This window comes from Amycolatopsis sp. PS_44_ISF1, assembly GCF_032335455.1.
Taxonomy (GTDB): domain Bacteria; phylum Actinomycetota; class Actinomycetes; order Mycobacteriales; family Pseudonocardiaceae; genus Amycolatopsis.
In genome coordinates, this window is sequence record NZ_JANUXO010000003.1 from 242,677 (window position 1) to 254,797 (window position 12,121).

Below are 12,121 nucleotides of genomic sequence, written 5' to 3' on the forward strand. Positions count from 1 at the left end.
CGATAACCGTCCCCGCATGCGTCCGGAGCGTGGAGTGCCCGCCAACACCATCGAAACCGTCGTCAGTCTGTGCAAGCGCCGTGGCTTCGTCTTCCCGTCGGGGGAGATCTACGGCGGCACCAGGTCGGCGTGGGACTACGGGCCGCTCGGCGTGGAGCTGAAGGACAACATCAAGCGCCAGTGGTGGAAGACCATGGTGCAGGGCCGCGAAGACGTGGTCGGCCTCGACTCCTCGGTCATCCTCCCGCGCCAGGTGTGGGTCGCCTCGGGGCACGTGAACGTGTTCACCGACCCGCTGATCGAGTGCCTTTCGTGCCACAAGCGGTTCCGGGCCGACCAGCTCGCCGAGGAGTACGCGGAGCGCAGCGGCAAGGAGACCTCGGAGGACGACCTGTCCGACGTGCCGTGCCCGAACTGCGGCACCCGCGGCAAGTACACCGACCCGCGTGACTTCAACATGATGCTGAAGACCTACCTCGGCCCGGTCGAGTCCGAGGACGGCCTGCACTACCTCCGCCCGGAGACCGCGCAGGGCATCTTCGTGAACTTCAACAACGTGCAGCAGGCTTCGCGCAAGAAGCCGCCGTTCGGCATCGGCCAGGTCGGCAAGTCCTTCCGCAACGAGATCACGCCGGGCAACTTCATCTTCCGCACGCGCGAGTTCGAGCAGATGGAGATGGAGTTCTTCGTCGAGCCGGGCGAGGACGAGACCTGGCACCAGTACTGGATCGACACGCGTACGAAGTGGTACACCGACCTCGGCATCAAGGCCGAGAACCTGCGCCATTTCGAGCACCCGAAGGAAAAGCTTTCGCACTACGCGAAGCGCACCGTCGACATCGAGTACCGCTTCGCGTTCAACGCGGGCCAGGAATGGGGTGAGCTGGAAGGCATCGCCAACCGCACCGACTTCGACCTGACCACGCACTCGAACCACTCGGGCGTGGACCTGTCGTTCTTCGACCAGGCCTCGGGCCAGCGCTACCGCCCGTTCGTGATCGAGCCGGCCGCGGGCGTGGGCCGTTCGATGATGGCCTTCCTCGTCGACTCGTTCGAAGAGGAAGAGGTCCCGAACGCCAAGGGCGGCACGGACAAGCGCACGGTCCTGCGCCTGGACCCGCGCCTGTCCCCGTACAAGGCCGCGGTGCTGCCGCTGTCCCGCAACGCCGACCTCTCGCCCAAGGCCCGCGACCTCGCGGCCACCCTGCGCAAGCACTGGAACGTCGACTTCGACGACGCCCAGGCCATCGGCCGCCGCTACCGCCGCCAGGACGAGATCGGCACGCCGTACTGCGTCACCGTCGACTTCGACACCCTGGAGGACAACGCGGTGACCATCCGCGAGCGCGACAGCATGAAGCAGGAGCGCATCGCGATCGACCAGGTGGAGTCCTACCTGGGCGCGCGGCTGATCGGCTGCTGAGGTCTTCTCGGCGGACGGCTTGCCTCGGACTTTGCATGGCCTAGCTGTCGGTGGGCCCCTCGTTGCGTCTGGCCAGGAAGCCCACCGGCGCCAGTAGCTGGCTCTGCCCGTTTTTTCCGGGCCTGCCCGAGGCGGTGAATGCCGCACCCCTGACACCTGTCATGCCCACGTCGTGACGCAACACCTGTGCTCTGGCGTTCTGCGTCCAGCAGGCTTGACCGCATGGAAACCACACAGGCCGGGCGCGAGGCGCAGGACGTCGCGGCTGGGGCGGCCGTTCACCTGAGCGGGTTGAAGAAGCAGTACGGCGGGGTGCGCGCCGTCGACGGGGTCGACCTGAGCATCGCGCCCGGGGAGGTCGTGGCGCTGCTCGGGCCGAACGGTGCGGGCAAGTCCACCACCGTCGACCTGATCCTGGGGCTCAGCCGGGCCGACGCGGGGGTGGTCAGGGTGTTCGGCCGGACGCCGGCCGGGGCCGTGCGGGACGGGATGATCGGGGCGATGCTGCAGGGCGGCACGCTGCTCGACGACCTGACCGTGCGCGAGACCGTCGGCCTGGTCGCGAACCTGCACCGCCGGTCGATGCCGCCGGCCGAGGCGCTCGAGCGGGCGGGTATCGCCGAGCTGGCCGATCGGCGGGCCAACAAGCTCTCCGGCGGGCAGAAGCAGCGGGTGCGGTTCGCCGTCGCGCTGGTGGCCGATCCGGACCTGCTCGTGCTCGACGAGCCGACCGCCGCGATGGACGTCGGGACGCGGCGGGAGTTCTGGAAGTCCATGTACGCCTTCACCGAGAGCGGGCGGACCGTGCTGTTCGCGACGCACTACCTGGAGGAGGCCGAGGAGTTCGCCGACCGCGTGGTCCTCATGCGCTCCGGGCGCGTCGTCGCCGACGGGACGGTGGCGCAGGTCCGCGCGCTGGCCGGCGGGCGCACCATCCGGGCCGTGCTGCCCGGCGCGACGCAGGCCACCGGGCCGATGCTGGCCGGGCTGCCCGCCGTGACCGAGTTCGAGCTGCGCGGTGAGCGTGCCGCCATTTCCAGCTCCGCCTCCGATGCCACGCTGCGGGCCCTGATGGCGGCCGTGCCGGACGTGCGGGACATCGAAATCAGCGCCGTCGGCCTCGAAGGCGCGTTCCTTTCCCTGACCGCGAGCGACACCAGCACGGAAGAAGCAGTCCGATGAGCCTTGGCTACCTCGCCGTCGAGATCCGGCGGCTGTTTCGCTCCCCGCGGTTCCTGGTGTTCGTGGTCGCCTTCCCCGCGGTGATGTTCCTGTTGCAGGCCAACGTCTTCACCAAGGCCGGCGATCCGGGTCACGCGGCCGTCACCGCGGTGGTCATGGTCAACATGATGGCCTTCGGCACGTTCGCCGCGGCCACCATGAACGGCGCCAAGCTCGCCGCCGAACGCGCCACCGGCTGGCAGCGGCAGCTCCGGCTGACCCCGCTCTCCGGCGCGGGCTACCTCGGCGGCAAGGCGCTGTCCGGTCTGCTCGTGGGCCTGCCCGCGCTGGTGCTGGTGCCGCTGATCGCGATCTTCGCCGAAGGGGTGCACCTCGGCGCGGCCGGCTGGGTCCGCATCGTCGCCGGGATCTGGCTCGGCACCATCCCGCTCGTGCTGCTCGGCCTGCTGCTCGGCCAGTACGGCACACCGGAGTCGATGCAGCCGGTGAACATGCTGGTCATGCTGGGCATGGGCTTCCTCGGCGGGCTGTGGATCCCGATCGAGGGCATGCCCGGCTGGATGCACGAGCTGGCCCAGGTGATGCCGACCTACTGGGTGATCGGCCTGGTGCGCCCGGCCGTGACCGACGAGCTGCTGGTGAGCTTCCCGGCGGCGGCCGGCGTGCTCGGCGCCTGGACCGTGGTGCTCGGGACGCTCGTGATCAGGCGTTACCGTAAGGACAGTGCACGGGTCTGAGGCGGGCGGGAACCGGACGGGGGTGGCCGAAGTGGCACAGGAGGACACCGTGAAGCTGTCCCTGCTGGCCGATCGGGACACCTGGTGGGCCGATCCGCTGGACGGTTCGGCCGACGGCGGTCCGCACGCCGGGCGGTGGTGGTTCGTCGGCATCCTCTTCCTCCTGCCGTACCTGTACCCGGTCACCCGGTCGTTGCTGGCCTCGCCGCTCACCCCGGTGAAGGTGGCCGAAGGAGGGCTCCTCTACGGCTACGCGGCCGGTTACCTGCTGTTCCCCTTGTTGTTCGGGCAGCGGCTCAGGTACAAGCTGCTGTTCGCCGGGGCGATGCTGGCGGCCGGTTTCGGAACGGTCGCGGCGCAGGGGGTCAGCGCGTTCGTGCTGCTCTACGTCACCGCCACCCTGGCCTTCCTGCTGCCCGCCGCGTGGGCGCTGATCCTCGACCTCGGCGGGCTCGGGCTGATGGCGCTGCTGCTGCTCGCGACCGGGCGCCTCGCGAACGAAGCCGGTGACCTGGGCTCGGTCGCGGGCATCACCGCGGCCATGTTCTTCATGTCGAACCTGATCCGCGCGATCCGGCGGCTGGAGATCGCGACCCGCGAGATCGCCGCGCTCGCCGTCAGCAACGAGCGCGAGCGGGTCGCCCGCGACCTGCACGACCTGCTGGGCCACAGCCTGACCACGATCACCGTGAAGGCCGGCCTGGCGCGGCGGGTGCTCGAAAGCTCCGGCGACATCCCGCGCGCGGTCGAGGAGATCCGAGAGGTGGAGGGCCTGACCCGCAGCGCGCTGTCCGACGTGCGGGCCACCGTCACCGAGTACCGCGAGGTGTCGCTGCCCGCGGAGATCGCCGGGGCGCGGGCGGCGTTGCGGGCGGCCGAGATCGAGGCGGACCTGCCGCACGCGGTCGACAACGTGCGGGCCGAACTGCGGAGCACGTTCGGCTACGTGCTGCGCGAGGGGGTCACGAACGTGCTGCGGCATTCGGGGGCGAGCCGGGTGAGGGTCCGGCTGGGCCGCGACTGGCTGGAACTCGAGGACAACGGCACGGCGACCGGGGTGGTGGCGGGCAACGGACTGCGCGGGCTGGCCGAGCGGCTGCACTCGGTCGGGGGGACCCTGCGCACGACGGCGCGGCCCGGGGGCGGATTGGCCGTACGGGCGGAGGTCCCGGGACCGGCCGTCGCGCAGGTCCGGACCGAGACTGCGGGAGGACTCGCTTGATCAGGGTGCTGCTGGCCGACGACCAGGCCATGGTGCGCGGTGCGCTGGCCACCGTGCTGGGCCTGGAAGCCGACATCGAGGTCGTGGGGCAGGCCGGTTCCGGGGAAGAGGCGGTGGCCGAGGCCCGGTCGGCGAAGCCGGACGTCGCGCTGCTCGATGTCCAGATGCCGGGGATGGACGGCCTGACCGCGGCCGCCGAGCTGCGCCGGGCGCTGCCGTCCTGCCGGGTGATCATCTGCACCACCTTCGGCCGCCCCGGCTACCTGGCGCGCGCCATGGCGGCGGGCGCGGCCGGGTTCGTGGTGAAGGACGCGCCGCCGGAACAGCTCGTGGAGGCCGTCCGTCGTGTCCACAGTGGACTTCGGGTGGTCGACCCGGCGCTGGCCGCCGAATCGCTGGCCACGGGTGCGAGCCTGCTGACCGCTCGTGAGCGCGATGTGCTGAGCACGGCCAAGGACGGCAGCACCGTCGCCGACATCGCGAAGGCGCTGTGCCTCTCGGAAGGCACTGTGCGCAACCATTTGTCGGCCGCGATCGGCAAGACGGGGGCGCGGACGCGGGCCGAGGCCGTGCGGCTCGCCGAAGAGCGCGGCTGGCTTTAGGGGCCGGGGTGTCGGCGCCGGGCCCGAACGCGGCTCTGCCAGGATGGCGCGCATGAGTTCCGCCGCACCCCCGAGAACCAGGCCGACGCGCGCGAGCTGGCTGCGGCGGGCCACCTTCGGTGCGGTGCTGGTGCTGCTGGTCGTCGTCGGCGGCACGGCGTTCCGGGTGTGGCAGGTGGCGCGCGGCAACGACCGCACGCAGGCCGACGTGATCGTGGTGCTCGGTGCCGCGCAGTACAACGGGAAGCCGTCGGACATCTTCACCGCGCGGCTGGAGAAGGCGAAGCAGCTTTACGACGCGGGGGTCGCGAAGACCATCGTCACCGCCGGCGGGAAGAAGGCCGCGGACAACTTCACCGAGGCTCAGGCGGGCGCCCTGTGGCTGACCCGGCACGGAGTGCCGCGCTCGGCGACCATCGCCGTCGGCGAGGGCAGTGACACGCTGCGCAGCCTGCGCGCGGTTTCCGATCGGGTGCAGGCGCGCGGCTGGCATACGGCGGTGCTGGTCAGCGATCCGTGGCACTCGTTCCGCAGCCGGACCATGGCCGAAGACCTCGGCCTGGAGGCGTGGACCGCGCCGACGCACAGCGGGCCGATCGTGCAGGAGCGGGGCACGCAGGCCCGCTACATCTTCCGCGAGACCGGCGCGCTGCTGTTCTACAAGCTGACCAAGTCGCCCGCGGACGAGCTGTTCGACACGATGCTCGGCTGAATTGTCGTACCCCGCGCTTAAGCTGGGCCGGTGAGTGACGGGTACAGCGAGCACGACCGCGCCCGGGTGCTGGCCGAGGCACCCAAGGGCGCGGCACTGGCGGACGTGCGGCCGGAGGGGCGCAGCGCGTTCGCCCGCGACCGCGCGCGGGTGCTGCACTCGGCCGCGCTCCGGCGGCTCGCGGGCAAGACCCAGGTGGTCGGGCCGGGTGAGGGCGCCGAGGTCAGCGGCGTGCCGCGGACCCGGCTCACGCATTCGCTGGAGGTCGCGCAGATCGGCCGGGGCATCGCCGAGGAGCTGGGCGCGGACCCGGACCTGGTGGACACGGCGGGGCTGGGCCACGACATCGGCCACCCGCCGTTCGGGCACAACGGCGAGAAGGCGCTGAACCAGGTCGCGCAGGCCTGCGGCGGGTTCGAGGGCAACGCGCAGACCTTGCGCATCCTCACCCGGCTGGAGCCGAAGGCCGTGGCCGAGGACGGCTTCACGGCGGGGCTGAACCTCACCCGCGCGGCGCTGGACGCGACGATGAAGTACCCGTGGGAGCGCCGCCCGGGCTCGCCGAAGTACGGGGTGTACCCGGACGACGTGCCGGTGTTCCAGTGGGTGCGGGCCGGGGCGCCGGGCCGGCGGCGGTGCCTCGAAGCGCAGATCATGGACTGGTCCGACGACGTGGCCTACTCGGTGCACGACGTCGAAGACGGGGTCCTGGCCGGGCGCATCCGGCTGAGCGTGCTGGCCGACGCGGACGAGCGCGCGGCCGTGGCCGAGGCGGCGGCGCGGCACTTCTCCACCCAGTCGGCGTCCACTTTGGAGGGTGCGGCCAAGGAACTGCTCGACCTGCCCGTGGTGGCCGAACTGGTCCGGACGGCCCCGGATCGCTCGCTGCGCGCGCAGGTCGCCCTGAAACGCCTGACCAGCGAGCTGGTCGGCCGTTTCGCCTCCGCGGTGGTCGATGCCACCCGCGGCGCGTACGGCGAGGGCCCGCTCACCCGGTACGGCGCCCGCCTGGCCGTCCCGGACCAGGTCGCGGCCGAGGTCGCGCTGCTCAAGGCGCTGGCCCTGCGGTACGTGATGAGCGACCGCCGCCGCCTGGCCATGCAGGACGGCCAGCGCGAGCTGATCGCCGAGCTGGTCGCCGCCCTCGGCGAGCGCGCCCCGGGGCCGCTGGACCCGCTCTTCGCCCCGGCTTGGCTCGCCGCCCCGGACGACGCCGCCCGGCTGCGGGTGCTGATCGACCAGGTCGCTTCGCTGACCGACGCGCAGGCACACGAGTGGCATCGCTGGCTCGTGGGACGGCCGGGCTGAGCGGGTTCACCGGTTCCGGCCACCCGGACTCGCGGGGCCGCGGCTGATCGGGTGGGTTGTCCGCGGTGATCGACGGGGCTGTGGGCGTTGGCGGGTGGGCTGAGCGCCGGAGTTGCGGTGCCGGGGGTGCTCGCGGGAGGCGGTTGAGCGGTGGAGTGCGCGGTGGCTGGGGGTGACGCCGGAGTTGCTTAGCGGCCGGGTGCGGGGCGCGGTGGCTGGGGGACGCTCGGGGTTGGTCGTGGGTCGCGGGCGGGGATGCGGTGGTGTGGTGCCTGGGGGCGTGCAGGGGTTGGGGGCCGTGCGCGGGAGCGTGGTGGTGCGGTGGCGGGAGTTGGTTGGGCGGCGACGTGCGGGAGTGTTGTGGCCGGGGTGTGCGGAAGTTGGTCGTGGCTCGTGCGCGGGAGTGTGGCGGCGGGAGTCGGTCGGGCGACGACGTGCGCGGTGGTCGGGACTCGCGGAAGTTGTTGGTGGGCCGTGCGCGGGGGTGTGGTGGTGCGGTGGCTGGAGTTGGTTGGGCGGCGGCGTGCGGGGGCGGGGGACGGGTGCGGGGGAATTGTCGTGGGTCGGGATGTGGATGCGTGTGGCCGCGGTGCGTGGGAGTTGTCGTGGGCCGGGATGCGGGGGCGCGGTGGTCGGGGGCGTGGGGATTGCCGTGGGCCGGAGGTGCGGTGGCCGGGGTGGTGGCGGCAGGGGGCCGATCGGTTCCCTGCCGCGGAGCCGGGGGGTTCCGGTACGGTCGCCGCATGGCCGTCGACCGCCACCTCAGGTTCACGCTCGCACTGCACCGGGCCGCTGCGGCGGGCGGGGCCGACGCGTGTTTTTCGCCGTATTCCGTCGCCAGTGCGTTGGGGCTGGTCAGCCGGGCCGCGCGGGGGCGTAGCGCGGAGGAGGTGCTGGAGCTGCTGGCCGGGACCGGCACGGGCGAGGACACCGACCTCGAACCGCAGGCCCGCCTCCTGCGCGAAGCCGCGGAGCTGGACGACGAAGCCGCGATCCTGGCCGTCGCGAACACCCTCTGGGCCTCGGACTCCATCATCGTCGAGGACGGCTTCCAGGCCGAGCTGGCCACTTGGCCCGGTGGCCGGGCCGAGACCGCGCCGTTCGCGGGCGACCCCGGGGCCGCCCGCAGGCTGATCAACGCCGACGTCGACCGCACCACCCGCGGGCTGATCCCGGAACTGCTGCCGGACGGGGCCCTCGACGCCGACGTGCGGGCCAGCATCGTCAACGCGCTCTACCTCAAGACCGCCTGGCGCTTCCCGTTCCCCGAAGGCGCCACCGCGCCCGCCGCGTTCCACGGCCCCGAGGGCGCGCGCGAGGTGCCGACCATGCGCCTGCAGGAGACCCTCGGCTACCAGCACGCGGATGGCTGGCAGGTCGCCGTCCTGAACGCGGCCGGCGGCGTCCAGGCCGTCGTCCTGCTCCCGGACGGGGAGCTCCCACCGGCCGAGGCGGCGCTGGACGAGCATCGTCTCGCCGCCCTGATCGAGGGCGCGCAGCGCCGCAAGGTCCGCCTCGCGCTGCCGAAGGTCTCGCTCGACGTCCGCACCGACCTCGACCGGGCGCTCAAGACCCTCGGCGTGCGCGAGCTGTTCACCCCGGACGCCGATCTCACCGGGCTCACCGAGACCCGCCCCTTCTGGGTGCACAGCGTGCTGCACCAGGCCGTGCTCCGGCTCGACGAGCAGGGGCTGGAGGGCGCCGCCGCCACGGCGGTGCAGATGCGCACCATGTCGCTCGACTCCAGCGATCCGGTCGAAGTCACCGTCGACCGGCCGTTCCTGCTGCTCGTGCGGCACGCCCGCAGCGGCGCCGTCTACTTCTTCGCTCGAGTGGTGCGGCCGTAGTGAGCCTGTTCCAACCGGGAGAGCGGATCGAGGCGGTCCCGGAGCCGGCCACGCCCGGGCTCCGGGCACCGATGCGCCGCTCGTGGGCCGACGCGGGCATCATCGGCGCCTACCTGGCCTTCTCCGTGGTGCTGTTCGGCGGGCTCTGGGCCGACCTCGGCCACGGCTACTTGTGGAACAGCGCGTCGGACCAGAACCTGTGGGAGTGGTTCTTCGCCGTCACCGCGCGGTCCGTGCTGCACCTGCAGAACCCGCTGACCACCGACCTGCAGAACTACCCGCTCGGCGTGAACATGATGGCCAACACGGCCATGCTCGGCGTGTCGATCCCGCTCACGCCGATCACGCTGGCCTTCGGCCCCACCGCGACCTGGGCGATCGTGCTCACCGGCAGCCTGGCCGGCACCGCCGCCGCCTGGTACTGGGTGTTCTCGCGCCACCTGGTGCGCCACCGGGTGTCCGCGGCGATCGGGGGCGCCGTCGCCGGGTTCTCCCCGCCGATCATCTCGCACGCCAACGCGCACCCGAACTTCGTCGCCTGGTTCGTGCTGCCGTTCCTGGCGCTGAAGCTGATCCGGATCGCCCAGGGCGTCACACCGGTGCGCAACGGGATCTGGCTCGGCGTGCTCACGGCGTACCAGGTGTTCCTGGGCGAAGAGCCGCTGCTGATCTTCGCGATGGGCTTCGTGATCTTCGCCGTCGCCTACTGCGCCTCGCGCCCGGGCGAGCTCAAGGCGATGGTCCGGCCCGCGCTGATCGGGGGCGGGATCGCCCTCGGGCTGGCGCTGGTGCTCCTCGCGTTCCCGCTGTGGTGGCAGTTCTTCGGCCCGCAGAGCTACACCGCGCTCGAACACGGCCAGGTCGGCAACGACACCGCGGCGTTCACCCGGTTCGCCACGCAGTCGATCGCCGGCCAGCCGGTCGAGGCCGCGGACGTGTCGATGAACCGCACCGAGGAGAACGCGTTCTTCGGCTGGCCGCTGATCGTGCTCGTGGTGGTGGTGACGATCTGGCTGCGGCGGGAGGTCGTCGCGCGCTCGGTGGCGATCTCGATGGTCCTGATGGCCTGGCTCTCGCTCGGCGTGGACCTGGTGGTGGCGCACGTGGACACCGGGGTGCCCGGTCCGTGGAAGCTGCTGGCGAAGCTGCCGCTGTTCGAATCGCTGCTGGAGTCGCGGCTGGCGATGGCCTGCGTGCCGGCGATCGGCGCGCTGCTCGCGATCGCCACCGACCGGGTGGTCACGGCGGCGGCCGAGCTGCCCGAGCCGGGCGAGGGCCGGTCGCGGCTGCCGGTGCGGCTGATCTGGTTCGGCGCCGTGACCGCCGTGCTGCTGCCGATCGCCCCGACGCAGCTGCTGGTCAAGGAGCGCCCGTCCACTCCGGCGTTCTTCGCCGACGGCACCTGGCGGACGTACGTGGCCCCGGGCGGCACCGTGGTGCCGGTGCCGCTGCCCAGCTCGGGGGAGTCCGAACCGCTGCACTGGCAGGTCGACGCCGGTCTCGGCTACAAGATGGCGGAAGGCTACTTCGTGGGCCCGAGCGGCCCGGACGACGAACGGGGCCGCTACGGTGCCGCCCAGCGGCCCACTTCGGCGCTGCTGGACCGGATCCGCGATTCGGGCGCCGCCGTGCCGATCGGCGACCGCGACCGGGACCAGGCCCTCGACGACCTGCGTTTCTGGCACGCCAGCGTGCTGGTGCTGATCCCGCGCAAGAACGACGACGCCTACCGCGCCACCGTGGACCTGTTGCTGCGCAAGCCCGGTCAGTTCGTCGACGGCGTGTGGGTGTGGGACGTGCGCCCGATCACCGCCGCCCGCTGAGCTGGCATCACCTTTCCCGCCGCCGCCCCGTCCTCCTCCCGGACCGCACCGGTGGAGGAGACGACCATGTTCCGAGGCCGGACCGCTGCCGAAGCTCGTTCACCGCATCGCGGGCCGCCGCGCCGATGACCGTGGTGGCGCACCACCCCCGGCTGCTGCCCACGAGCTGGCCGAGTTCGGCCTGGAGAACTCCCGGGCCCGGGTGAACCGCGCGCTCGGCCCCACCGACCAAAGCTTCACCTCGGATGCGGCCTGCCGTGACCCGGTTCAGGGCCGCCGGGGACGCGTGATGCGGGTGAGCTTGTCGGGGTTGACGATGTCGTAGATGGCGGCGATGCGGCCGTCTCGCACGCTCATGCCCTGCACCCGCTCGTCGAGGTCGAAGAAGCCCCCGGGCCCGGGCCGCGGCGGGAGCCACAGGCCGAGGTCGCCGTTGACCAGCACCGGGGCGCCGTGGCCGAACAGCCCGGGCTCGTACTTCTTCATCAGCCCCAGCAGGAAGCGCGCCAGCTTGTCCGGGCCGGCGATGATCTGGCGGGCGGTGCGGGCCTTGCCGTTCGAGTCGCCGATCAGCACGACGTCGGGGTGCAGCAGCTCGGTCATCGCGCGGATGTCGCCGGCCAGCAGCGCGGCGACGAACCGGTCCAGCAGCTCCTGCTGCCGGGCCGGGTCGACGCGCCCCGGCGGGTCCGCCCGGGCGAGCGCCTTCCGCGCGCGGGAGCCGTGCTGGCGCGCGGCGTCGGCCGAACAGCCGAGGATCTCCGCGATCTCCCCGAACGGCACCGAGAACGCGTCGTGCAGCACCAACGCGACGCGTTGCTCGGCGGTCAGCCGGTCGAGCACCACCATCGCGGCCAGCCGGAGCCCGTCGTCGCGCACGGCGGCTTCGAGCGGGTCTTCGCTGGCCGGCGCGCCCCACGGCGTGACGATCGGTTCCGGCAGCCACTGGCCCACGTACCGCTCGCGCCGCACCGCCGCCGAGCGCAGCCGGTCCAGGCCGATCCGGCCGACCACGGTGGTCAGCCAGCCGCGCAGGTCACGGATGGCCGCGCGGCCCGCGTCGTCGAGCGAGGCCAGCCGCAGCCACGACTCCTGCACGGCGTCTTCGGCGTCCTCGCGCGTGCCGGTGAGCCGGTACGCGACGCCGATCAGGTGCGCCCGGTGCGCCGCGAACTCGTCGGCGAGACCGGTCAGGGCCGAAGGGGTGCGCATGAGGGGAGAGTGTGCCGCACGACCGCCGGAGCGGGAGAACTAGAGTGGAGGCC

At 72.4% G+C, this 12,121-nt stretch carries 10 protein-coding genes; 9 read left to right on the forward strand and 1 reads right to left on the reverse strand.

Annotated features, from left to right (window positions below):
* Nucleotides 1–34: 34 nt before the first annotated feature.
* The 9 genes from NYF13_RS27505 to NYF13_RS27545 all read left to right on the forward strand — a co-directional run bounded on the left by NYF13_RS27505 (nucleotide 35) and on the right by NYF13_RS27545 (nucleotide 10,856).
* A complete protein-coding gene (locus tag NYF13_RS27505; RefSeq protein WP_315661255.1) occupies nucleotides 35–1,423 on the forward strand; it encodes a glycine--tRNA ligase in 1,389 nt (462 codons plus the stop codon).
* A 222-nt stretch (nucleotides 1,424–1,645) separates the two neighbouring features.
* Nucleotides 1,646–2,605 carry an ABC transporter ATP-binding protein gene (locus tag NYF13_RS27510; RefSeq protein WP_315660669.1) on the forward strand — a complete coding sequence of 320 codons (960 nt, stop codon included), beginning with the start codon at nucleotides 1,646–1,648 and terminating at the stop codon, nucleotides 2,603–2,605.
* A complete protein-coding gene (locus tag NYF13_RS27515) occupies nucleotides 2,602–3,342 on the forward strand; it encodes an ABC transporter permease (protein ID WP_315660671.1) in 741 nt (246 codons plus the stop codon). Before NYF13_RS27510 ends, NYF13_RS27515 begins: the two co-directional genes overlap by 4 nt.
* 31 nt (nucleotides 3,343–3,373) lie before the next feature.
* Nucleotides 3,374–4,564 carry a sensor histidine kinase gene (locus NYF13_RS27520; protein WP_315660672.1) on the forward strand — a complete coding sequence of 397 codons (1,191 nt, stop codon included), beginning with the start codon at nucleotides 3,374–3,376 and terminating at the stop codon, nucleotides 4,562–4,564.
* Nucleotides 4,561–5,166: a response regulator transcription factor gene (locus NYF13_RS27525; protein ID WP_315660674.1), complete on the forward strand. Its 606-nt coding sequence runs from the start codon at nucleotides 4,561–4,563 to the stop codon at nucleotides 5,164–5,166. Before NYF13_RS27520 ends, NYF13_RS27525 begins: the two co-directional genes overlap by 4 nt.
* Before the next feature lie 43 nt (nucleotides 5,167–5,209).
* Nucleotides 5,210–5,878, forward strand: a complete 669-nt coding sequence (locus NYF13_RS27530) for a YdcF family protein (RefSeq protein ID WP_396287729.1) — start codon at nucleotides 5,210–5,212, stop codon at nucleotides 5,876–5,878.
* Between the two features lie 30 nt (nucleotides 5,879–5,908).
* Entirely contained in the window at nucleotides 5,909–7,186 is a 1,278-nt protein-coding gene (locus NYF13_RS27535) for a deoxyguanosinetriphosphate triphosphohydrolase (RefSeq protein ID WP_315660677.1), read from the forward strand.
* Nucleotides 7,187–7,929: 743 nt separating this feature from the next.
* Nucleotides 7,930–9,033 carry a serpin family protein gene (locus NYF13_RS27540; protein ID WP_315660678.1) on the forward strand — a complete coding sequence of 368 codons (1,104 nt, stop codon included), beginning with the start codon at nucleotides 7,930–7,932 and terminating at the stop codon, nucleotides 9,031–9,033.
* Nucleotides 9,033–10,856, forward strand: a complete 1,824-nt coding sequence (locus NYF13_RS27545) for a glycosyl transferase (protein ID WP_396287730.1) — start codon at nucleotides 9,033–9,035, stop codon at nucleotides 10,854–10,856. The genes NYF13_RS27540 and NYF13_RS27545 overlap by 1 nt, the downstream gene beginning before the upstream one ends.
* Nucleotides 10,857–11,123: 267 nt before the next feature.
* Here the strand turns inward: NYF13_RS27545 and NYF13_RS27550 are convergent, their stop codons facing one another.
* Nucleotides 11,124–12,068: a sigma-70 family RNA polymerase sigma factor gene (locus NYF13_RS27550; RefSeq protein WP_315660679.1), complete on the reverse strand. Its 945-nt coding sequence runs from the start codon at nucleotides 12,066–12,068 to the stop codon at nucleotides 11,124–11,126.
* Nucleotides 12,069–12,121 lie beyond the last annotated feature (53 nt).

Bases quoted from the DNA above. Each gene is read 5' to 3' on its own strand.
- NYF13_RS27510 (WP_315660669.1), top strand. From the start codon at position 1,646: ATGGAAACCACACAGGCCGGGCGCGAGGCGCAGGACGTCGCGGCTGGG.
- NYF13_RS27515 (WP_315660671.1), top strand. From the start codon at position 2,602: ATGAGCCTTGGCTACCTCGCCGTCGAGATCCGGCGGCTGTTTCGCTCC.
- NYF13_RS27530 (WP_396287729.1), top strand. From the start codon at position 5,210: ATGGCGCGCATGAGTTCCGCCGCACCCCCGAGAACCAGGCCGACGCGC.
- NYF13_RS27540 (WP_315660678.1), top strand. From the start codon at position 7,930: ATGGCCGTCGACCGCCACCTCAGGTTCACGCTCGCACTGCACCGGGCC.
- NYF13_RS27550 (WP_315660679.1), bottom strand. From the start codon at position 12,068: ATGCGCACCCCTTCGGCCCTGACCGGTCTCGCCGACGAGTTCGCGGCG.